Annotated in this window: 19 protein-coding genes; 8 read left to right on the forward strand and 11 right to left on the reverse strand. The window is 71.4% G+C overall.

The window, feature by feature from the left end:
- Positions 1-197: 197 nt before the first annotated feature.
- The gene (locus ACWEOW_RS20165; protein WP_452271028.1) at positions 198-995 is read left to right on the forward strand and encodes an arylamine N-acetyltransferase family protein; all 798 of its coding nucleotides are present in this window, start codon (positions 198-200) and stop codon (positions 993-995) included.
- Positions 996-1111: 116 nt separating this feature from the next.
- On the opposite strand, the gene ACWEOW_RS20170 is transcribed toward ACWEOW_RS20165, so the two are convergent.
- From ACWEOW_RS20170 to ACWEOW_RS20190, 5 genes are all read right to left on the reverse strand, one after another.
- A complete protein-coding gene (locus tag ACWEOW_RS20170) occupies positions 1112-2698 on the reverse strand; it encodes an FAD-dependent monooxygenase (RefSeq protein WP_452271029.1) in 1587 nt (528 codons plus the stop codon).
- Position 2699: 1 nt separating this feature from the next.
- Entirely contained in the window at positions 2700-3662 is a 963-nt protein-coding gene (locus ACWEOW_RS20175) for an MBL fold metallo-hydrolase (RefSeq protein ID WP_452271030.1), read from the reverse strand.
- 14 nt (positions 3663-3676) lie between these two features.
- Positions 3677-5098, reverse strand: a complete 1422-nt coding sequence (locus ACWEOW_RS20180) for an esterase/lipase family protein (protein WP_452271031.1) — start codon at positions 5096-5098, stop codon at positions 3677-3679.
- Positions 5099-5311: 213 nt separating this feature from the next.
- Positions 5312-6097: an inositol monophosphatase family protein gene (locus tag ACWEOW_RS20185; RefSeq protein ID WP_452271032.1), complete on the reverse strand. Its 786-nt coding sequence runs from the start codon at positions 6095-6097 to the stop codon at positions 5312-5314.
- A 30-nt stretch (positions 6098-6127) separates the two neighbouring features.
- Positions 6128-7720: a hypothetical protein gene (locus tag ACWEOW_RS20190; RefSeq protein WP_452271033.1), complete on the reverse strand. Its 1593-nt coding sequence runs from the start codon at positions 7718-7720 to the stop codon at positions 6128-6130.
- Between the two features lie 571 nt (positions 7721-8291).
- Between ACWEOW_RS20190 and ACWEOW_RS20195 the strand changes: the two genes are divergently transcribed.
- Positions 8292-9440 (forward strand): GNAT family N-acetyltransferase, encoded by a 1149-nt coding sequence (locus ACWEOW_RS20195; RefSeq protein WP_452271034.1) that lies wholly within the window; start codon positions 8292-8294, stop codon positions 9438-9440.
- Positions 9441-9545: 105 nt separating this feature from the next.
- Here the strand turns inward: ACWEOW_RS20195 and ACWEOW_RS20200 are convergent, their stop codons facing one another.
- Complete coding sequence (locus ACWEOW_RS20200; RefSeq protein WP_452271035.1) at positions 9546-10187, reverse strand: SRPBCC family protein; 642 nt, start codon at positions 10185-10187, stop codon at positions 9546-9548.
- Between the two features lie 260 nt (positions 10188-10447).
- On the opposite strand from ACWEOW_RS20200, the gene ACWEOW_RS20205 reads away from it, so the two are divergent.
- Both ACWEOW_RS20205 and ACWEOW_RS20210 read left to right on the forward strand, forming a co-directional pair.
- On the forward strand, positions 10448-10795 hold the full coding sequence (locus ACWEOW_RS20205) for an antitoxin (protein ID WP_452271036.1): 348 nt from the start codon (positions 10448-10450) through the stop codon (positions 10793-10795).
- Positions 10796-11150: 355 nt separating this feature from the next.
- Entirely contained in the window at positions 11151-12689 is a 1539-nt protein-coding gene (locus ACWEOW_RS20210; protein ID WP_452271037.1) for a hypothetical protein, read from the forward strand.
- Between the two features lie 181 nt (positions 12690-12870).
- Here ACWEOW_RS20210 and ACWEOW_RS20215 read toward each other — a convergent pair whose 3' ends face one another.
- Genes ACWEOW_RS20215 through ACWEOW_RS20225 form a run of 3 tightly spaced genes read right to left on the reverse strand, consistent with a single transcriptional unit; the run spans position 12871 to position 15894 of the window.
- Positions 12871-13908, reverse strand: a complete 1038-nt coding sequence (locus ACWEOW_RS20215) for a DUF4097 family beta strand repeat-containing protein (RefSeq protein WP_452271038.1) — start codon at positions 13906-13908, stop codon at positions 12871-12873.
- Positions 13909-13927: 19 nt separating this feature from the next.
- Positions 13928-14569, reverse strand: a complete 642-nt coding sequence (locus ACWEOW_RS20220; protein ID WP_452271039.1) for a response regulator transcription factor — start codon at positions 14567-14569, stop codon at positions 13928-13930.
- Positions 14557-15894 (reverse strand): sensor histidine kinase, encoded by a 1338-nt coding sequence (locus ACWEOW_RS20225; RefSeq protein WP_452271040.1) that lies wholly within the window; start codon positions 15892-15894, stop codon positions 14557-14559. The genes ACWEOW_RS20220 and ACWEOW_RS20225 overlap by 13 nt, the downstream gene beginning before the upstream one ends.
- Positions 15895-16138: 244 nt before the next feature.
- Between ACWEOW_RS20225 and ACWEOW_RS20230 the strand changes: the two genes are divergently transcribed.
- The 4 genes from ACWEOW_RS20230 to ACWEOW_RS20245 all read left to right on the forward strand — a co-directional run bounded on the left by ACWEOW_RS20230 (position 16139) and on the right by ACWEOW_RS20245 (position 18699).
- Positions 16139-16636, forward strand: a complete 498-nt coding sequence (locus ACWEOW_RS20230; protein WP_452271041.1) for a DUF6069 family protein — start codon at positions 16139-16141, stop codon at positions 16634-16636.
- A 223-nt stretch (positions 16637-16859) separates the two neighbouring features.
- On the forward strand, positions 16860-17384 hold the full coding sequence (locus ACWEOW_RS20235) for a DoxX family membrane protein (protein WP_452271042.1): 525 nt from the start codon (positions 16860-16862) through the stop codon (positions 17382-17384).
- A 32-nt stretch (positions 17385-17416) separates the two neighbouring features.
- Positions 17417-17890, forward strand: a complete 474-nt coding sequence (locus ACWEOW_RS20240; protein ID WP_452271043.1) for a hypothetical protein — start codon at positions 17417-17419, stop codon at positions 17888-17890.
- A gap of 101 nt (positions 17891-17991) precedes the next feature.
- Complete coding sequence (locus ACWEOW_RS20245; RefSeq protein WP_452271044.1) at positions 17992-18699, forward strand: dienelactone hydrolase family protein; 708 nt, start codon at positions 17992-17994, stop codon at positions 18697-18699.
- Between the two features lie 97 nt (positions 18700-18796).
- On the opposite strand, the gene ptsP is transcribed toward ACWEOW_RS20245, so the two are convergent.
- Both ptsP and ACWEOW_RS20255 read right to left on the reverse strand, forming a co-directional pair.
- A complete protein-coding gene (gene ptsP, locus ACWEOW_RS20250) occupies positions 18797-20572 on the reverse strand; it encodes a phosphoenolpyruvate--protein phosphotransferase (RefSeq protein ID WP_452271045.1) in 1776 nt (591 codons plus the stop codon).
- Positions 20573-20582: 10 nt separating this feature from the next.
- Positions 20583-20852 (reverse strand): HPr family phosphocarrier protein, encoded by a 270-nt coding sequence (locus ACWEOW_RS20255; RefSeq protein ID WP_452271046.1) that lies wholly within the window; start codon positions 20850-20852, stop codon positions 20583-20585.
- Positions 20853-20876: the final 24 nt, after the last annotated feature.

Genomic DNA, 20876 nt, shown 5'->3' on the forward strand with positions numbered 1-20876 from the left:
GCCTGGTCACCGCCGTCGCTGGGGCGGACAAGACCGGACGACGTGGTCCTCCTGCACCCCGACGCCGACGCAACACACCGAGCAATCGCAAGCTTCTGCGGCTATAACCATCAGAGTTCGCCACTGCTCGGTGTGTTGCGGCTGGGGAGGCGCGTCGTGGTTGACATGAAGTCGGCTCGAGGTTTCACCATGGTGCGGTGACCTCACCGACCACCCTCGACACGCTCACGCCCGCTCAGGTGACGGCATACCTGGGCCGGCTCGGCGCGATGACGCCCGCGGCGCCCACCCTCGCTGCGCTCTCGTCGCTCCAGCGTGCGCACCTGCTCGCCGTGCCCTTCGAGAACCTCGACATCGCGCTCGGCCGGCCGATCAGCGTGGAGCCGGCCGACGCCTACGACAAGGTCGTGGTCGGACACCGCGGCGGCTACTGCTACGAGCTCAACGGGCTGTTCGCGGCACTCCTGCGCGCGCTCGGGTATGCCGTCGACCACGTGTCGGCGCAGGTGGCGGTCCCGGGAGGCGGGCTCACCGCGGAGTTCGACCACCTGGTGCTCCTCGTCACCTCACCGGCGATGGACGGGACCGCCCTGGTCGACGTGGGCTTCGGGGACGCCTTCGTAGAGCCGATCCCGCTGCGCGACGGAGCCGGTCACCACGAGCTCGGCAAGGACGTGGGTCTGGAGCGGGACGTCGACGGCACGTGGCTCTACCGCGAGCGCCGCGACGGCGAGGAGTGGCACACGCAGTACGTCTTCACGTCCGAGCCCCACCCGCTCGCCGCCTTCGCCGAGCGCAACCTCTGGCAGCAGACCTCACCCGATAGCCACTTCACGCAGAAGTCGGTGGTGTCACGGCTCACGGAGACCGGACGGATCACCCTCAGCGACCGCCGGCTCATCACGACGACTCACGGTCGCCGCGACGAGCGCGAGCTGGACGAGGCGGCTGCCTCGGCCGCCCTGGCCGAGCACTTCGGGATCGTGCTCGGCTGATCGGACGCCCGGCGCGGCTCAGCCCTCGGCCGCGGGGCTGCACGAATGCGGGGCTGTACGAAGGCGGCCCTGCTGCTCAGCGCGGTCCACGGAGCTGCTCGCCTCCTGGAACCCGATCAGGGATGCACCGGCGCGCTCTTTCCGAGCAGGCGGCCGATGGCTCTGGCGACCTCGGCGGCGGACGGCTGGGTGAGGACGGCGGCCACGTGGGCGTCGGGCCGCACGACCCAAACCTCGTCGGCACGCCCCTCGACCAGCCCCAGCAGCTCGGGCGACAGGTCTTCGAACCTGTGGACCTGCACCGGTGCGGACACGTCGGTCGTTCCCCTCCGGACCTCGCCGAGAGGGACGTCCGGACCGACGAGCAGGGTGACCCCTTCGCGCAGCACGGTGCGCAGCCGCCCGGACCGCACCGGCAGGTCCGGCACGATGACACCCGGGCCTGGAGCGGGCAGCGCGCCCCTCGGCGGGCGGCCCAGGAAGGGCCGGGACGGGTCAGGCGTGGTGAGCGGGGACTCGACGTACCAGAACGGCTCGGCCAGACGGCCGGAGTCGACCTGGGCCCGCGCGGCAGCGTCTCGACTCGCACGCTCCAGGGTCTGGGTGCGGTGACGTCGCTCCTCATCGGTCTGGGGGACGAGGAACCGCATCGTCGCCGAGGTGACCTCGAGGTTCTCGACGGCGGCCGCGTGCCGCTCGACGTCGTAGGACTCGAGCAGCTCCTCGGGCGCCCACCGGGACAGCACGAAAGCGAGCTTCCAGGCGGCGTTCTCCGCGTCCTGCACGCCCGAGTTGAGCCCGCGCGCGCCGAACGGCGCCATGAGATGGGCTGCGTCGCCGGCGAGCAGGAACCGCCCGACCCGCATCCGGTCCGCGACTCGTGACTGGAAGCGGTAGACCGAACGCCACACGAGGTCGTAGTCGCGGTCGCCGACGACCTGCCGGATCCGCGCGTCCAGAGCGCCCGAGCGCTCCTGCTCCTCGAGGTCGAAGCCAGCGGGCACCTGCCAGTCGATCCGGAAGGTCGACTCGGGGCACGGGTGGATGAGGACCTGGCGCCCCGGGTTCCACGCCGGGTCGAAGTAGAAGCGGCGCTCGTGCTCCCACCCGGGTAGGTCCGTCCGGATGTCGCAGATGAGGAACTCGTCGTCGAACACCCGGCCCTCGAACCTCACCCCCAGCCCGCCGCGGATGCCGTCACTGTGCCCTCCCGAGGAGACGACGGCATACGGCGCCGTCACGTCGACGACGCCGCTCGCGGTCTCGCAGGTCAGCGCCACGCCGTCGCGCGTCTCGCCCACGGCGACCACCCGGTGGTCCCAGCGGACGTCGATGAGCGGCTGGCGCGCGATCCGCTCGTCGAGGACCTGCTCGGTGCGGCACTGCGAGATGTTGACGAAGGGTGGAAAGGGCGACGACCCGACCTCCTGGAAGCGGAGGCTGAAGAGCTCGTCGCCCCGGTAGAAGGTGCGTGCCGTCGTCCAGGTGAGGCCCTCCTCCGCGATCTGTGCACCGGCGCCGACGCTCTCCCAGATGTCGAGCACGTCGCGTTGCTGGCAGATCGACTTCGAGCCGACGAGCTCGCGGCCCGGTCGCGCGTCGAGCAGCAGGACGCGAACGCCCCAGCGAGCCAGCAGCAGGGCCGTCGTCTGCCCGACCGGCCCGTTGCCGACCACGACCACCGGCGAGCTGGGCCCGTTCACGTCAGCCCTGGAGCTGGTCCCACACCTGGCGGTCCCGCTCTGCCGTCCAGACGACCGGCCAGTCGATGCCCGACAGCTCGTCCCACACGCGCGAGACGTCGAACGGCAGGCAGTGCTCGAAGATCGGCCACCGGCCGTAGGCCGGCTCGAGCGCACGGTGCGCGGCCTCGAAGGCCTCCCTGAGCCGCCCGCCGCGGGCGTGGACGGCTCCCACCTCGTCGAGCAGCGTCGTGAGGAAGCCGCGGGTCTGCTCGACAGCGGCGGCCACCGCGTCGGTACCGCGGGCGACGGCCCCTCGACCGCCCACGAGCTGCTCGGCCCCGAGCGCGCCGATGCGGTCCAGCGTCGTCGTCGCCCAGTCCCGGTGGAACGCGTCTCCGGTGTAGAGGGCTGCCTGCGCCTCGACGAGGTCGCCGGCGAAGAGCACCTTCTGGCTGGGCAGCCAGGCGACGAGATCACCTGCCGTGTGCCCGCGCCCGCAGTGCTGGAGCACGAGGTCGCCGCGGCTGCCACCGAGGTCGACGGTCATCCGGTCGGTGAACGTCACGGTCGGCCTGCTGAGCCCGGGGATCGAGTCAGGATCCTTGAAAAGCCTTGGCATCCGGGCGAACTCGGACTCCCAGTCCTCCCGGCCTCGCTCCTCGATGAGCCGGCGCGTCGTCTCGTGGGTGACGATCACCTCGGCATCGAACGCGCTGGCACCGAGCACTCGGACGGCGTGATAGTGCGAGAGCACGAGGTAGCGCACCGGCTTGTCCGTGTGCTCACGCAACCGCTCGAGCCACTCCCTCGCGGCGGTCGGCGTCGCCAGGGCCTCGAAGCAGACGAGGAAGTCCTCGCCCTCTATCGCGCCGACGTTCGGGTTGCCTTCGGCTGTCAGGGCATAGACACCGTCGGCCAGCACGTCGAGCGTCTGCTGCTTCTCCGCGGTGTCGGCCGACGAGGCGAACGGCTTGGTGCCCACACCGTGATGATCTCCTAGCGGGTCGGCTTGGGCCAGACCACCGTGGTCGAGGTGACGGGACGAACCGTCGAGCTGGCTTCCGTGCCGGCGATCGTCACCGAGTGCGTCCCGGGCGGGAGGTCGCTGAACGACGCAACGCCGTGTCCCTTGCGCAGGGTGGGCTCGGCCTTGGCCAGGACCTTTCCCTTGGCACTGCGCACCGTGACCGTCACGGACTTGCGCGCCGGGGTGGCGTCCGCGTCGTCGTGCTCGAGGTCGAAGGAGACCTTGAGCGCCTGCCCGGTCGTGAGCAGGTCGGGCACGACGGCCCGGACGTTCGTGTCCGCAAGGTCCCGACGCCGGATGGGCTGCGCCGTGAGGATCTCCTGCACCTGGTCGAGGACGAACTGGTTGCACTGGAGGTTCGTGTGCTGCTCGGGCACGCGGACTGCGAGGTTGGTGTCGAGCGTCTCGCCGAGCCCCACGGCGCCGGTCAGCGTCACGGTGCCGTCGCCGTAGTCGTTCTCGTTGCCGAAGGTCTGCGACGTGTTGGCCTTTCCGTCCTGCAGGGTCACGGTCGTCTGCGTCGGCTGCCGGATGCCGAGCACCATGTGCGTCATGTCGCGGCTGGCGGCGCGCGCCGCCTCGGCGGCCTGCAGGTCGGTGTGGAAGGCCATCGCGTCAGCGACCATCGTGGTGCTGACGTTGGGCACCGCGATCTCGGTCGTCTTGGCGTAGCCACCGGCGTTGCTGATGCACGCATACTCCGGCAGGAGCTGGAAGAGCGACGGCATGCTCCGGGAGAAGGCGGTGAGGTCGATGCTGAGTGGACCGATGCCCTTCTTCACACCGTTGACGAGCTGCTCGAGGGCATCGGTGGCACCGCGCCAGGGTGTCCCCAGCGTGATCAGCTTGCGGGTCACCTCGGCTCCCCCGCACTTCTCGATGTACCAACGGGCGACAAGTCCGCCCATGGAGTGGCAGATGAAAACCGCTCTGGCGTCAGAGAACTCGCCTCCCTGCGCCCGCAGGCGCTCGAGCGCCGGCTCGACGACGGTCTTGAGACGCTCGCCGTTGTAGCGGTTCGACAGGCGCCAGTCATAGGCGTAGGCGATGAGGTTCGGCGGCTTGGCGCCGTTGTCGCGCTTGTAGCCGAGCTTCTCCAGCGCGTTGACGAGCACGTCGTAGCCGCGGATCGGGGTCCAGATCCCGGGGAGCACGTGAACGTCTGGCATGAGCGCGACCGGCTCGACGCCGTCGCCCGGGTTCTCGTCGCCGATGCCGTCGGGCAACGCGTGCTTGAGGATCGAGTTGCCGCCTGTCAGCAGCTTCCAGACCGCGCCGGCGCTCGGTGCCCAGATGAGGTTCGCGCTGGCGGGCGACCCGTCACCGCCCCTGACCCCGAGCGTGCTCCCGGTGATCCCCGGTAGCACCACCACCAGGTCGTTGCTCGTCATCGACCACACACCGCCTTCCGCACGAACCCGGCGAACCCGTCAGATCAACGGTGGCACGTGGCTCCCCGCGTGATACCGGAATCAGTGAACTCCCAGGTGCGCTCAGCCCGAGCGAGAAGAGGCGGGCCCGGGATGCTGTGTGCGTACGCCGGGGTGATGGCCCCGATCAACGCACACACGACCCAGGCTTCGCCTGGATGGCGCCAAAGCAGCTCACGCAAGGCCACGGCATACGCGCTCGTATGCCGTCAGGCCGGCAGCGGCGACCAGCCCCGGGGGCGCGATGTCGCGCGGGTGGTAAGGCCGCCCGTCGGTCGTGCCGAGGTGGCCGCCGGCCTCGGCGAGCAGGAGTGAGCCGGGCACGTGGTCCCAGGGCGCCGCCTTCGCGTAGACGATGTAGTCGGCCTCGCCCTCGACGAGCTTCGGGTAGTCGATCCCGCACGACACCCAGGTCAGCGTCATCGGCCTCATCCCGTCGAGCGCCCGGCCGATCCACGCCCGCCGCGACGTGCGACCCCGCAGATCCGTGCCGGCCTCGGGCTCGTCGATGGTGAGCCGGACGGCACCCGCGGCGTCGTGACGCCACGTGCCTGCACCCCGCTCGGCGGCATACCCGACCTCGTGCTGCGGCTGCCAGATCCACCCGCGCACGGCGACGCCGTCGCGCGTCTCGCTCACCATGACCGCGTGGTCGGGAGACCCGTGGACGAAGTTCTTCGTGCCGTCGACGGGGTCCACGGTGAAGGCGTGGGGGGCGCTCACGTAGCGCTCCATGAGCCCGCGGTCGGCGGCATACGCCTCCTCACCGAGCACGACCCCGTCCGGGTATGCCGCCTGGATGGCCGACGTGATCAGCACCTCGGCCTCGCGGTCGGCGTCGGTCACGAGGTCGCCCGGCCGCTTCTCGTGGATCTCCCCCGCAGCCAGCGTCCGGAAGCGAGGGTTGATGACCTCCTCGGCGACGTCGCGGAGCAGGGTCAGCATCGCGTCGGTGTCCACGCCTCCAAACTACTGACCGCCTCCGATGGGTCAGCGGACGGGGCGCAGGTGCGACGGAATGTCCAGCCACCAGCTGAGCACGCCGCGTGCCACCTCGGTCGTCGACGTGGGGTCGATGCCCTGCGGCGGCAGCGACTCGATGAGCGTCCCGATGAGGTCGTAGCGGCCTCGCATGCCAAGGACATAGGTGAGGCCGCGCAGCTCGTCGGCGGCGGCCTCACCTCGGGTGGTCACGATCACCTCGGCGATCCGGCGCGCGAACGACGCCTCCCGCTCGTCCCGCCGTCGGGTGGCCGCCTCGACGGTGTTGCCGACGACGTAGCCGGCCTCCATGACGACGTCCGACGGGGCGATCGGCGACAGGGCCACCCGTTCGAAGAGGTCGAGGTCGCCCGGCTGGCCCATCCAGGTCAGCACCGTGAGGCTCTCGTGCACGGCGACATGGTCGCCACGGGCGTACGCGTGGGCGAAGGCCTGAGCATGGACGCGGCCGATCACGCGGCTCTGCGGCGAGATCATGATGATGCCCAGCGCATTGGAGCGGTCCTCCTCGTTCGTGTCTCCGAGCGCTGTCTCGATGAGCTCGTTGAGCACGGGCTCCGAGGCGGCGCCCCGGCCGTCGCCGACATCGAGCGCGGCGCGGATGCGGCGGTGGGCCTCGCGGATCGCCTGCGAGCTGATCGCTCGACCGTCGCGGATGATGAGGGCCGCGGCGCGTCGGTCCTCGGCGGTGAGGGCGCTCGCGAGCCGCTGGCTGCCGGTCGGCCCCAGCTCGCGCACCAGGTTGGCCGCGCCTCGGTGGACACGGTAGGGCTGTCCGGAGTCGCGCAGGTGCCGCACCGCGAGCATCGCCGCCTCGGACTTGGTCTCCCGGTCGAGCCGTCCGGCGCGGCCGAGGGTCGTCAGCACGAGGAGGCAGGCGCGCAGGGCGCTGGTGTTCGTCGGGTCCCGGAGCTGGCCCAGGAGCACGGCGATGGCCTCCGGGTGCGTCGTGAACGACAGCAGGGTCAGGGTGTCGTTGTAGAACTGCGCCTCCGGCTGGCCGAGCACCTCCTCGGCCATGCCCGCCACGATCGCGCCGCTTCGAGGGTGCCCGGCGAGTCGGGCCAGCGCATCCGAGCGCTGGGCGTAGTCGAGGTGGAGGCTGAGGCTCAGCTCCTCCAGACCGCGGCGCAGCAGCGCCTCCCAGTCACGCGCCCGGATCATGGCGTGGGGCATCCGCCCGAGGTTGTCGGACAGGCGGTCCCAGTCGAGCCCGGTCATGCGGTCGTCGGCCAGCGCACGCTCGAGCAGCGCGAGCGTCTCGTCGACGTCGGGGTCCTCGCGCGGTGAGAGGGTCGCCGTGGCGCGGACCGGGTTGCGGGCCCGCGAGAAGAAGTCGATTGCCGCAAGCAGCTGGCCTTCGGGGAGTCCGAGCACCGTCTCGTAACGGCGAACCAGCCCTCGGGTCACCTCGACCCGGCCGTTCTCCCAGCGTCCGACCTGGGAGCGGTGCACCGGCTCGGCGATCCCGGCGCCCTGTGCGAAGCCGGCGGCACTGCGCAGGGCGTGGTCCCGGGCGTGCAGCCGGGCATTGCGCAACACCCACTGCATCTCGTCGATCAGCACCGGACCCACCGCCATGGCGCTCGTCGCGTTGCGTCCGACGTTGCGTCCGACGTTGCGCCGCGCAACGAGATGCGCAACGACGCAGCGTCGTAGTAGGTCGGGTCCGTAACGTGGCGCCCGCACCCGGTGCGTCGGAGCGGGAGTCGCGGTTTGGGGGAGACTCCCGCTCCGCCATCGGCGTGCACCATTCCCTTGCGGCGCAGCCCGCACACCCGCGTGTCCCTAGCGTCCCCTGCGTCCCCCGTGTCCCCTGTCACCAACCTGCCGACAACCCCTTTCGGACGGTTTGAACCCCGACAACTCCCCTCGAAGGCATCATCCTTGCGTTGCGCGGGTGAGGCAATGTCGCAACGCGTGTTTCTCGTGGGGGTTCATTCGGTACCGTAGAGTCCGGTACGCAGCCTGTGGAGGGGAAGCGGGCCTACAGACCGGGAGTCAGCATCGCTGGCTCCCGGTCTGTGTCTGCAGTGGACCCTCTCGTTCGAGGTGATCCGGTCGAGGTGTCTCGTCGCCCGATGGCACGACCTTGCACCTCGAACGAATACCTCGTGGCACCCGATGTATGCCGGCTGGCAGGCTGGCCCGCATGAGCGTGCCGATCGTGACCGTGCCGACCCTGACTGACGGCTTCGTCACCTTGCGCGCCCACCGGCTCGAGGACGCCGATGCGATCGTCGAGCAGAGCGCCGACCCCGAGAGCCTGCGCTGGACGACGGTCCCCCGACCGTACTCCGGCGACCATGCGGTCGAGTTCATCGAGGGAAACCTTCGGGACTGGCAGTCGCCGACCGCCAAGCGGTCCTGGGCGATCGAGTGGGTGGACGACGACGGGCGACCCCGCTTCGGCGGCACCATCGACCTACGGCCAACGGCCGTCGCCTCTGCGGGCGAGCTCGGTTTCGGGCTGCACCCGGAGGCCAGGGGGCGCGGCCTGATGACGCGAGCGGTCCGGCTCGTGACGGCATACGGCTTCGGGACCAGCGTCTGGGGACGGACGCTGGTGCGCGTGCACTGGCGCGCCGTCGCGGGCAACTGGGCCTCGCGGCGCGCGGTCTGGGCAGCGGGCTTCACGTTCCACGGGACGATCCCGGACAGCCACCCCGACCCGTTCGGTGGGCCCGACGCGCTCGACACGTGGACGGGCAGCATCGGTGCCGGCGACACGGCCGCCCCACAGGCCCCGTGGTTCGTGCCTCCGACGATCGAGGGGGATGGACTCCGCCTCCGGCCGTGGCGACCCGAGGACATCGATGCCATCGAGCCACGCAGTGACGACCCCCAGCACTGGATGCCGGCCCGCGGGGTGCTGCGGCGAGAGACGTTCCCGGAGTGGCTGCACGTGCGGCGGGAGCGTGCGGCGGCGGGGACGGCGATCGACTGGTGTGTCGCCGACGCGTCCACGGACCGGGCCCTCGGCGGTGTCGGCCTGTTCGACCGCGGCGGGCCGATGACCGGCGACGCCGCCGAGCTCGGCTACCAGCTCTTCCCCAGCGCTCGCGGCCGCGGGGTCGCCAAGTCCGCGGCGCGTCTGGCGATCGCGCACGCGTTCCGGCCCAGCGCGGACGGTGGGCTCGGGATGCGCCGCCTCGTCGCGCAGACCGCGGCAGACAACGAGGCGAGCAACGCGGTCCTGCGGTCCAACGGCTTCGTCACCTTCGGCCGGGAGCATGCGGTCGACCTCCTGGCCGACGGGAGCTTCGGCGACGGCCTGTTCTGGGAGCTCCTGCGCGCCTGAGCGCCGTCCCCACAGACACACCACGTGCTTCCCGTGGGCGGCCGACAGGCGTGAGCCACCACGCCGCCCGGGGCTTGGTATGTCCGTGGGGCCGGCGACGCGCCGTCAGACGAGGCCCTCGACGCGGTCGCGTATGCCGCGCAGCATCTTGTGTGTCATGACCGCGCTTCCGAACGCGAGCGGTTCCACGACGAGTGGGGACCACGGCTGCGTGTAGTCGTACCGCTCGCGAACGATGAGGCGCGTGGCGAGGTGGGGATGCTTGCGCAGGACGAACGACCACGTGAACCCGTACGGCGGGCCGGGCGCCCCCTCCGGCGGGCGTCCGTCGACGACGAGTGCGCGCTCGGGGTCGACCTGGACGACCGTGAGTGCGACCTTGGGGTGCAGCCGGAACTCGTCCCCTGGCGCGACCTCCTGCCACTCCGGCACGACCTGGTCGGCGCTCGTGATCTGGCAGCCCGCCAGGTTCTCCAGCCAGTCGTAGCTGTAGAAGCCGCCGCGACCCTGGCCGAGCTGCGCGACCCACGGCCAGACCTGCGCCGGTGGTGCCTCGATCGTGATCGCCCGGGTCGCGACGAGCCCCGGCGACGGGATGAGCTCGTCGCCGGGCAGCTGCTCCACGGTCTCGTGGTCGATCGCTCCCCAGCGCAGGTAGGACCATCGGAGGGTCACGACGGACATGCTGACCGCCGCTCCGACCGTCGCAGCCACCAGAGCGCGCCGGGTCGTACCGGCCTCCGGCATCGCCATCCACCTCCCCGTGTGCGGGCGTCAGGACCAACGCCTCCGACGGTACGCCCGTGGGCCGGCCTGATGCGGGCCGGGTTGCGGCAGAGGGCGGTCGGGTCGCCCGGCGACGGGCCGATCCGGGACTCTCGCGACCCGGATCAGGGTCACTGAGGGTCGGATCCGGGACGACCCCGGTTGCGGGCGCCTACGCACCAGTACGACGCTGGGACCAGGGAGTCCGGCGCGGCGCCGGACCAGCGACGTGAGGAGACACCGTGTCGTTCGGTGACCAGCTCAAGCACAAGGCAGACGAGGTCCACCTGCAGGAGAAGGCCAAGGACTTCGGAGACGCGATCGCCGAGATGATCAAGGCGATCGTCTCGTTCGTTGCCGGCTACGCGGAGCAGAACCGCGAGAAGGTCGACGGCGCCCTCGACAAGGCCGAGGCCAAGATCGGGGAGAAGACCGGCGGCAAGCACACGGAGACCGTGAGCAAGGTCCGCGCCGGCGTGGACAAGAGCCTGGACAAGCTCGTCGAGCAGCAGCACCCCAAGCCGACCGTCGTCCCCGACGACAAGCACTCGGCGTTCGACGACGAGTCCCCCTCGGGCTCGCCGTCCTGACCCCGTCCAGTCGAGTGGGCGCCCCGTCACTCCGGTCACTCCAGTCACGTCACCGGTGAGACGGAGCGCCCACTCGACGTGGATCTGCCGACCCCCCGTTTGGGACGGGGCGCCCACTCGACGTGGATCTGCCGACCCCCCGTTTGGGGCGGGGCGCCCACTCGACGTGGATCTGCCGACCCCTTTTGGGGCGGGGCGCCCACTCGACTGACGACTCTCGAGGTCGAGTGGGCGTGCCGTCACTCCGGTCGCAGTCCTTCCCGAGTCCGAGTCGTCGGACACCTCAGCGCCAGAGTTGGCGCGCTGCTGCGTCTTGAAAGGAGATGGAGCTCGCACCGAGGAATGAGGGACTGTCATGACGACGACCATCGCCATGCGCCGAGTTGTAGCCGTGTACGTGGCCTTGGGCGGTCTTGCCGTCACCGCCGCTCTGGTCATCGGGCTGGCAGCCCGGGCGTCGGCGACGCCCGGCGACACGCACAAGGCCTGGGTCTGCACCTACGTCCAGAAGCCCGGTGGTGGTGACGAGCTCGTCAAGACCGGTAAGAACCCGAACGACGTCGACTGGGCGGCCCTGACCGGGAAGCAGGACCAGCCGCAGGTCGGTGACGAGTTCACGGACAGCCACCTGCGGGTGGTCGTGGTCCAGGTGGGCGGCGATGACCCCGGCGTCGGTGCCTGCCCGGCCGGTGCCACGCCGACCACGAGCGACTCGACCGGCTCGCCGCAGCCCACCACAGAGTCACCCACGGAGTCACCCACGGAGTCACCCACGGAGTCACCCACGCTGGGCCCGACAGACTCACCCACGGCGCCGCGGACCTCGGCCACGGCACCTGCGACAGTGCCGGCAGGCGCGAGCGACCCCGCCCCACCGGTGCCCGCCACGACTGGGGAGCCCACGACACGACCGCAGACCACGACGACCCCGACGCGAAGGACTGGGCCCTCGGCCAGGCCGTCGGCGAGCCGGGGGCGGGGCCTGCCCGCCCACCGTCACGACCGGACCCGGGTCGACCGCGCGGACGCCACGCCCCCGCGCGCGGTCAGGTCCACCTCGCCGGCCATCCCGACCACCACGGCGCCGACCACAGCACCGATCACGACGCCCACCACGACGGCAGCGGCCGAGAGCAGGCCGGCGACCTCTCCGACCACCACGATCGCGGGTGCGGTGCCGAGAGGAGGCTCCGGCGCTCCGATGCCGCCCACCGGCGACCTGCAGAACGTCAGTGCGGGAAGCAGGATCCCGGCCGGCGGGCTCGTCGTGTCCGGGCTGCTCCTGGCTGCGGCAGGCGGCCTCGGAGCGCTGACGCCGCGCCACACGCCGGAGCCGCGACGCCCGCGCCCCGGGTCCAGCCGGCGCGCGGACCTGCTGTCCGTGCAGCGAAGCCGTCACCATCGCCGGCGGGAGCTCGAGATCGGCTTCCGTCGGGCGCTCGGGCTGACCGCTCTGGGCACCGTCGTCCCCGGGGCGGGACTGCTCCAGTCGCGCAGCCGCCGGGTGCGCTGGACGATGGCCGGGCTGGTGGGGCTCGGCCTCGCCACGGGCGCGTACTCGCTGCTCAACGGCGGCGTGGCGAGCGCCGCGTCGGATGGTGCGGTCCGGTCGACCGTGCTCCTTGCGCTAGCGGTCGTCTTCGTCGTCGGGGCGGTCGTCTGGTGCGGCTCCATCGTCCTGACGGCCGTCAAGTCGCGGCCGGCCGACCTGGATCGCACCCGGACCCGCCTGCTGGCCGCGTTCACGACGGGCATGATCTGCCTCGTGGCCCTGTCGGCCTTCAAGGTCGCCGAGTATGCCGCCCTCGCCAACGACCCGGCCACCACCGCACACACACCGGCGCCCACCCAGCTGGGCCAGGACGTCCAGGCAGTCGAGGGCCGCGGCCGTTAGGTCGAGGCCAACCGCCCCGCGGCGTGGGATCCGTTTCGCCGACAGGCACAGTCACCGGGCCGATAACCTCGGACCGTGCCCGTATGCCGCCCAACGGGGTGGACGGCATACGGGCACCTGTGCAGGTGGTCGCCGATGGACGGTCTCCGGCCGTGTCCTGCTGGCGCCGGACGGGTGTGGCTCAGCGGTAGCTGACGTTGACGTCGCCTGAGCCTGTCCTGATCTCGATCTTGTTCGTGCTCGTCGAGCTGAGGGACACGCCGACCTCACGGTCACCGGAGCCCGAGTCCCCGGTCACGGCGTAGATGCCCTGTGGCACCAGCACGGAGACGTCGCCGGAGCCTGCGTCCAAGGTCACGTCGGTCGGCGTCTGCGCGAAGTCGAGGTCCATGCTGCCGCTGCCGGTGCGGCCGAGGACCTGGCCGGACACGAGGTCGCTCGCGGCGATGTCGCCCGAACCGGCCTTGAGGCTGACCGGGCCGGTGCCGCTGCCCTCGACCGAGATATCGCCCGAGCCGGTCTCTGCGGTGATGCTGCCGAGGTCCCCGGCGAGCACGACGTCGCCTGACCCGCTGTTGAGGTTGACGGTGGTCCCGGTCGGCACGTGGACGATGTAGTCGATGGAGCACCACGACATGAAGGCCGAGCAGTTCGAGGCGATCGTGAGCGTCGACCCGGTCACCGACTCATCGGGCGTCGGCTGGGTCGAGCCCGGGCCCCAGCTGAGGTGGCGGCTGACCTCGACCTTGCCGGACGCGGAGTCGGCACGGATCTCGACGTCGCCGGAGGAGCCCTCGAACGTGATGTTGCTGATGCTCTGCGTGTAGGACTGGCTCTGGTCGGCCGAGCGCCACAGTCCGCCGGTCAGCGCGTTCCAGGAGCTGAAGCTCGCAGCGGCGGCAAGCAGCAGCGTCGCCCCGAGCCCGGCGATGAGCCAGGACTTCGTCGGTGGGCTGCTCATGGGCGCACTCGGCGTCGGTCGCGCCGGTGCGGGGTCCGTGGCGCGCTGGGCGGGGTCGGCGGTGGCCGTCAGGGTCGGCCGCAGCCAGGACGCACCGAAGGGCTCGTTACCGGGGAGGTCGTCGCCGTGGATGCGGTCGTCGGGGACCGGCGGCGCCGGTGGCAGGACCGGGCGACCCGGGTTGGCGCCCGCCGGAGTGCCAGGGGAGCCCGGCGTGCTCGACGGCTCGGTCGTGGGATCAAACTCGTTGGCGTTCATGGTCGTTCGCTCACGCTTCCTACTCGGCGAGGTACTGGAGGACGGCGAGGACTCGCCGGTGGTCGCTCGAGGTCGTCGGCATCTCGAGCTTGGTGAAGATCGCGTTGACGTGCTTGGCCACGGCGCTCTCGGTGACGTGCAGGGCGCGGGCGATGCCTGTGTTGGAGCGGCCCTCGGCCATCAGCTCGAGCGTCTCGCGCTCACGCTCGGTCAGCCGGTGCAGTGGGCTCTTGTCACGGCGGACGAGGAGCTGCGCCACCACCTCGGGGTCCAGCGCGGTCCCCCCGTCGGCGACCCGGCGGAGCATCTCGACGAACTCGTCCACGTCCGCAACCCGGTCCTTGAGCAGGTACCCGACGGAAGAGGTCGTCCCCGCGAGGAGGTCTGCGGCATAACGCTCTTCGACGTACTGGCTGAGGATCAGCAGCGCGACCTCGGGCCACTGCGCGCGGATGACGAGCGCGGCGCGCAGGCCCTCGTCCGTGTGGGTGGGCGGCATACGGACGTCGAGGAGCGCGAGGTCAGGCTGGTGCCGGGAGACCGAATCCAGGGCGGACTCTGCGTCGCCGACAGCGTCGACGACCTGGATCCCGTGGGCACCCAGCATGCGAATCAGACCGTCCCTCAGCAGGATCGAGTCTTCGGCGATCACGACGCGCATGGCATCTCCGCCCGGAGCACGGTGGGACCTCCAGCGGGGCTGTTGACGTCCAGGGTGCCGTCGACGGCCGCGACGCGGTGAGCGAGGCCGGTCAGGCCGGAGCCGGCGCCCTGGCTCGCACCACCGTGCCCGTTGTCGGTCACCTCGACGACGAGGCGCCGCCCGTCGGAGGTCACGCGCACGGCCGCGGCGGTGGCGCCGGAGTGCTTGGCGATGTTCGTCAGGGCCTCGGACACCACGAAGTAGGCGACGGCCTCGAGGGTGCGTGGTGGGCGCTCCGCGAGCACGACGTGCAGGCTCGTCGGGACCGGCGAGCGGGCGACGATGCCTGAGAGTGCCGCGTCGAGGCCGCGCTCGTCGAGGACCGCGGGGTGCAGCCCGCGGACGAACGACCGCAGCTCGGCCAGCGCCTGCTTGGCCTCGTCGTGCGCCTCCTCGATGGCCCTGCGCGCCTCGGGCGACGCGTCGGGGCGCAGCGCGGACCGCGCCATCCCGAGGTTGAGTGCGAGGGACGTCAGGCGCTGCTGGGCACCGTCGTGCAGGTCACGCTCGATGCGGCGCCGCTCGGCGTCCGCCGCATCGATGACGCCGGCGCGGGTCTGCTCCAGGGCGGTGACCCGCGGAGTCAGCTGCTCTCCGCGTGTCTCGCCCAGCATCGGCTTGGCGATGGCCAGATCGAGGGCCGCGAGCCCGCGGGCGAACCAGGGAGCCAGCCAGAGCAGCAGCACGCCGATCACGGTCCCGCCCCAGATGTGGCCGACACCTTGCAGGACGCCACCGGGCACGGTTGCTGCGTCGGGGCCCACGGTCCGCCACAGGGGCGACGTCGCCAGGGCGAAGCCGCCTCCCCAGCTGAACGCGATGACAGCGGCCGAGGCGGCCAGCAGGGTCGGCGCGATGATGGCGTTGTACGTGAGCTGGCGCCAGAACGCGGCTTGGCCGAGCCGGGACAGCTGGCCCCGCCACCCCTCGACCGCCGAGGGCGCTGGCGCGTCGATGACGACCCCGAGCAGGTTCGCGGCGCGGGCCCGGTGCCAGCGCGTGAGACCTTCGGACAGCAGCATGGCCAGCCCGACGAAGACGAAGCCGACGACCAGGATGAGCATCCCGATCCCCATGCCGATGAAGGTCCAGATGAGGGGTGCGGCAAGCGACGCGACGAGCCCGCCGAGGACGACGTATGCCGTGTGGCGCGGTGCCAGCCTTCGCTCGGCGAAGCGGGCCGCCCGGCTCGCGTGCGCCCCGCCGATGGCGGGTGCGCTCGTTACGGCCGCAGTGGCGCCCGAGGCGCTCGGTGTCGATGGGGTGGGACTCGCGGTGGTCACGCATTCACGGTAGGCGGGCGCCGGTCACCGAGGCCATCACCTTTGTGCCCGAACGAGGGTGGAGAAAACTACAGGTGCGCTTCGGTCTGAGTCCCGGCGGCCACTCGACGGCCGACTGGTCAAGCTCGTGCGCCATACGCGCCGCGCTCGACGAGCCTCGACGAGTCCCGACCGGTGAGGGACGTTTGCCTCGTAGTATCGAAGGACCATCAGCGCAGTGCCTCTCAGCCGCCAGGAGGCTCACATGTCGTACCAGCCCGGCTCCGACCCGATCCGCCGCCCGGACCAGTACGCACGCACCTCGCCACGCATGGTGATCGACGTCCCGCGCCTGTGGTCCGGTGGCGCCGCGACCGCGGTCGTGGCGGCGCTCGTGGCCTGGATCGGCGTCCTCATCGGGCAGAACATCCTCAACCGGAACCTCGGCGGCGCGGCCGTGATCCTGTCGCCCTTCCAGTCGCTGACTGCGAACTACGCCCTCACGGCGGCACTCCTGGCCCTGGCCGCAACCGGGCTGGCCCACCTGCTGTCACTGTCGACGCCCCGGCCGACCGTGTTCTTCGGCTGGATCGTCGGCCTCTTCACGGTGGCCGGGTTCGTCATCCCGTTCACCCGTTCAGGTTCGATGTCCGACAAGGCCACGGTCGCGATCATCAACCTCGTGCTCGGGATCTGCGTCGGCTCTCTGCTGTCAGCCGTCATCGCCCGCACCGTGGTCGACCAGGGGACCCTCGACCGCTGAGCCTGCTTGACAGGGCGCCGCTGCGCTCCCACCGCGCGTCCCCGATCTCCCTGCGTGTCAAGCGAATTAGGCACCACGCCGGCGGCAGAGCACGCCGTCCGTTTTGCCCCTGAAGACAGTGCTTCGTCCTAGGTAGTTCGACTCAACTCCGGCCACTGTGAGTATCTCCGGGACCGCGGGCGCTTCTGACGTGCCATAGACCCACGTCAAGGAGAGAACGAACATGTCGCAGCTCGTCATCGACCGCCCCGCTCGCATCACCCGGTCCGGCTCGGTCACCTCGGCCCGCTCGCTCGTCGACGGCGCCGTCCGCAGGCTCCACGTCTTCCTCAACACCTACAGCATCCACGCACTGCGGATCAGCCTCGGCCTGGTCTTCCTCGGCTTCGGCGTCCTGAAGTTCTTCCCTGGCTACAGCCCGGCTGAGCAGATCGCCTCGGCCACCCTCGACCGGCTGACCTTCGGACTCGTCTCCGGCCACAACGCCGTGCTGCTCACCGCGGTGACCGAGACCGTGATCGGCCTGATCCTGCTGACCGGCAAGTTCCTGCGCTTCGGCATCGTCATGCTCGGCGCTGCGCTCATCGGGATCATGTCGCCGCTTGCCCTCTTCACTGCCGATCTCTTCCCGCACGGTCCGACGCTCATGGGCCAGTACGTGCTCAAGGACATCGTCATCGCGGCCTCGGCCCTGGTCGTCGGCGCCTACGCCCTCGGCTCGGACCTCAAGTCCCGCGACGACGCCTGACACGGGCCGAGACGTCAGAGACAAGGAGCTCCATGTCCGTCCAGACCCACCCCGTCATCTGGCAGACCGCTGACTTCGCCTCACAGCCGCTCGTCGAGGAGAGCCCGTGGGACCACACCATGAGGCCGCGTCCCCTCTCTCGCAAGGCGACTCACCGCTTCCCCGCCGCGACGTACCTGCACCGGACCGCCGCCCGTGAGGAGCGCGCGTACGCCAAGGGCGCGCTGGATGCGACCGGACGGTCCACGGGCCGCCGGGTCGGCGGACTCTTCGTCGTCGTCATCGGCGCCTTCGCCGGACTGCTCATCCTGGTCGCGACCGGACGCACGACCACCCCGATCCAGGTCATGACGATGTGGGCCCTCGGCGCTGCCATGACTGTGGCCGTAGTCCGCCTCGTGGTCCTCCTTCGCCGGCACGAGCACGAGAGCGAGCGCCTCGCTGACCGCGTCCGCGCCTACGAGTCGAGGCTGCTCGAGCTCCGCGCCCAGCGGCGCCTGGCCTGACCCGAGCCCTCGGCCCGGCGGCATACGAAACGTGACGTATGCCGCCGGGCCGAGTCGTGTCTCTGCCCCGCCACCGGGCCGGTCTGGGGTTGTATGGCGTCATGAGCGAAGACATCACGGTCCGGACCGACGCGGGCGACATGCCGGCCCACCTCTGGCTGCCGCCGAGCGGCACCGGGCCGGGCATCGTCCTGGTGCAGGAGATCTTCGGGGTCAGCGCCTACGTCCAGCGACGTGCCGCGCAGCTCGCCGAGATCGGCTATGTCGTCGTCGCCCCGGAGCTCTTCTGGCGCCTGGGCGTCACCGCACCGGTCGAGGGCGAGGATGCCCTCCAGCGGGGCATGGGCCTCGTCCAGCGCCTCGACTGGCAGGCGGCCGTCCTCGACGCCACGGCGACGGTCATCTCGCTGCGTGACCGCGCGGAGGTCGTCGGCGGCGTCGGCCTTGTCGGCTTCTGCTTCGGAGGCGGGGTGGGCTACAACGTCGCGGCGCACCTCGAGGCCGAGGAGGCCGGCCCGATCGACGCTCTGGTGTCGTACTACGGGTCGGCGCTGCCCGGCCTGCACGACCTGATGACCGTCACGGCCCCGAGCCTGCACCACTTCGGGCTCGACGACTCCTTCATCGACACCGCGACCGTCCGCAGGATCGAAGCCTCCCTGGAGACCCAGCCCGAGACGACCGTCGTGACCTACCCCGGCGCGGACCACGCCTTCGACAACGACGACATGCCGTGGCACCACCCGGAGGCCTCGAGACTCGCCTGGGACCGGACGGTCGACTTCCTCCGCGAGCGCCTCCCGCTCTAGGCCCCGCTTGGCTTGGGCAGCGGCATGTGACGGCAGGGCCACTCGACGGGTGCGTGTGGGTTCTGTCCACTCGAGTGGCCGCTGCGCCCCGCGCTACCTAGAGCAGGGCGGCCAGCTCGGCGTTCGCCCGGGCGTGCACGGACTCGTAGGCCTCCCGCGCCGTCCGCGCGCTCCGGGCCGCGGCAGCCAGCCCCTGACAGTCGAGCTGGGTGTGCAGCGAGAGCGCGAGCCGCACGACCGGCACCTTGGTCGGTGCCATGGAGAGGCTGGAGGCACCGAGCCCGACGAGCACGAGAGCCAGCAGCGGGTCACCGGCGGACTCGCCGCACACCCCGATCGGGCGAGCGACCCGGCGGGCGCCCTCGCACGCCGCCGCCACGACGTCGAGCACCGCGGGCTGCCACGGGTCGAGCAGGTCGGACAGCTCGCCCTGCATCCGGTCTGCGGCCATGGTGTACTGCGCAAGGTCGTTCGTGCCGAGGCTGCCGAAGTCGACCTCCCCCAGCACGTCCGCCGCGCGCAGGGCAGCGCCCGGCACCTCGATCATGACGCCCGCCTTGGCCAGGCCGTTCTCGCGGACCCGCCGGGCGAACCAGGCCGCCTCCTCGACCGTCGCGACCATCGGCGCCATGACCCGCACGTCGGCACCGGTCTCGCGCGCGGCGACGGCGAGCGCCTCGAGCTGGGCGTCGAGCAGGTCTGGGCGCTCGGCCGAGAGACGGAGGCCACGACGCCCGAGGGCGGGGTTCTCCTCCGGGCCGAGGTCGGCGAACGCCAGCGGCTTGTCCGCGCCGGCGTCGAGCGTGCGGACGACGACGCGGCGCTCCCCGAACGGCGCGAGCACCTTGCGGTAGATGTCAGCCTGCTCCTCGACCGTGGGCGCCCGGTCCGCCGACAGGAACACGAACTCGGTGCGGAACAGGCCCACGCCCTCGAGGTCCAGCGCCCCCGCCGCGACCGCGTCGTCGACCCCGCCGATGTTCGCCAGCAGGGCGACCTGAAGGCCGTCCTTCGTCGCGCCCGGGCCCGACAGCTGCGCCAAGGCGGCTGCGCGGCGCTCGCGCCGCACCCGCTGCTCCTCGACCAGGCTCGGGTCGGGGTTGATCGCGACCTCACCGGTGTCGCCGTCCAGAGCGACCGGTGTCCCAGCGGGTATGCCGGTCGCCCCGGACAGCTGGACGACGGCCGGGATGCCCATCTGTGCGGCGAGGATCGCGGTGTGGCTCGTGCGCCCGCCGGCCCGGGTGATGATGCCGACGACGAGCGCGCGGTCGAGCGTGGCGGTCTCGGCGGGCGCGAGGTCCTCGGCGACGATGACACTCGGTTCGCTGAAGTCGGGCACCCCCGGCGCGGGGACGCCGAGCACGGCGGCCACCGCACGCGACCCCACGTCGCGCAGGTCGGTCACCCGCTCGGCGAAGTACCCTCCGAGCGCTTCGAACTGGACGGCATACTCCTCGACGGCGTTGGCGATCGACGTGGCCGGGCCGTGGCCCCGGCTCAGCTGCTTGTCGGCCGCCTTGGCCAGCCCCTTGTCGCGCGCGATGAGCGCGGTCGCCTTGAGGATCTGCTGCGCCGTCTCGTCGGCAGCGGCAGCGCGTGCCTCGAGAGACACCGCGACCGACTCGAAGGCAGCCTTGACGTCGGCGAGGGCGGCATCGTGGTCTGCTGCCGCCGGCTCGTCGGCCGGGGGCCGGACCGGTGGCGCGACCTGCACCACCGGCCCGTATGCCGTGCCCGGGCTGACACCGATACCGTGCAGCGTCTGCCGCGTCTGCAACGTCTGCCGCGTCTGCCCGTCCGCCTGGCCGGAGGTCCCGGCCGTGGCCTGCGCCCCTCCGTCGGCGCCGGTGCCGCCTACGGTGCCCGCCATGGTCGGCCCCCTACTCGGCGTCGAGGTCTCGGGAGAGGAGCTCGACGAGCGAGTCGAGCGCGGCGTCGGCGCCGTCGCCGTCCGCGGAGAGGACCACCTCTTCGCCGTGCTTGGCGCCGAGGGCCATGACCCCCAGGATGCTCGTCGCGTCGACCGGGTCCTCACCCGGACGGCTGATCTCGACGTCGAGGCCGGAGTTGGTGGCGGCTTCGACGAAGAGCGCTGCAGGGCGCGCGTGCAGCCCGACGGAGGAGGCGATGGTGACGGTGCGAGTCGGCATGTTTGGGTCTCCTTCGAGGTGTGT

Source organism: Monashia sp. NPDC004114 (assembly GCF_053603855.1).

Coding starts and splice junctions, on each gene's coding strand:
- ACWEOW_RS20180 (WP_452271031.1), bottom strand. CDS start 5,098: ATGACGAGCAACGACCTGGTGGTGGTGCTACCGGGGATCACCGGGAGC.
- ACWEOW_RS20190 (WP_452271033.1), bottom strand. CDS start 7,720: ATGGCGGTGGGTCCGGTGCTGATCGACGAGATGCAGTGGGTGTTGCGC.
- ACWEOW_RS20195 (WP_452271034.1), top strand. CDS start 8,292: ATGAGCGTGCCGATCGTGACCGTGCCGACCCTGACTGACGGCTTCGTC.
- ACWEOW_RS20200 (WP_452271035.1), bottom strand. CDS start 10,187: ATGCCGGAGGCCGGTACGACCCGGCGCGCTCTGGTGGCTGCGACGGTC.
- ACWEOW_RS20210 (WP_452271037.1), top strand. CDS start 11,151: ATGACGACGACCATCGCCATGCGCCGAGTTGTAGCCGTGTACGTGGCC.
- ACWEOW_RS20215 (WP_452271038.1), bottom strand. CDS start 13,908: ATGAACGCCAACGAGTTTGATCCCACGACCGAGCCGTCGAGCACGCCG.
- ACWEOW_RS20220 (WP_452271039.1), bottom strand. CDS start 14,569: ATGCGCGTCGTGATCGCCGAAGACTCGATCCTGCTGAGGGACGGTCTG.
- ACWEOW_RS20230 (WP_452271041.1), top strand. CDS start 16,139: ATGTCGTACCAGCCCGGCTCCGACCCGATCCGCCGCCCGGACCAGTAC.
- ACWEOW_RS20235 (WP_452271042.1), top strand. CDS start 16,860: ATGTCGCAGCTCGTCATCGACCGCCCCGCTCGCATCACCCGGTCCGGC.
- ACWEOW_RS20240 (WP_452271043.1), top strand. CDS start 17,417: ATGTCCGTCCAGACCCACCCCGTCATCTGGCAGACCGCTGACTTCGCC.
- ACWEOW_RS20245 (WP_452271044.1), top strand. CDS start 17,992: ATGAGCGAAGACATCACGGTCCGGACCGACGCGGGCGACATGCCGGCC.
- ptsP (WP_452271045.1), bottom strand. CDS start 20,572: ATGGCGGGCACCGTAGGCGGCACCGGCGCCGACGGAGGGGCGCAGGCC.
- ACWEOW_RS20255 (WP_452271046.1), bottom strand. CDS start 20,852: ATGCCGACTCGCACCGTCACCATCGCCTCCTCCGTCGGGCTGCACGCG.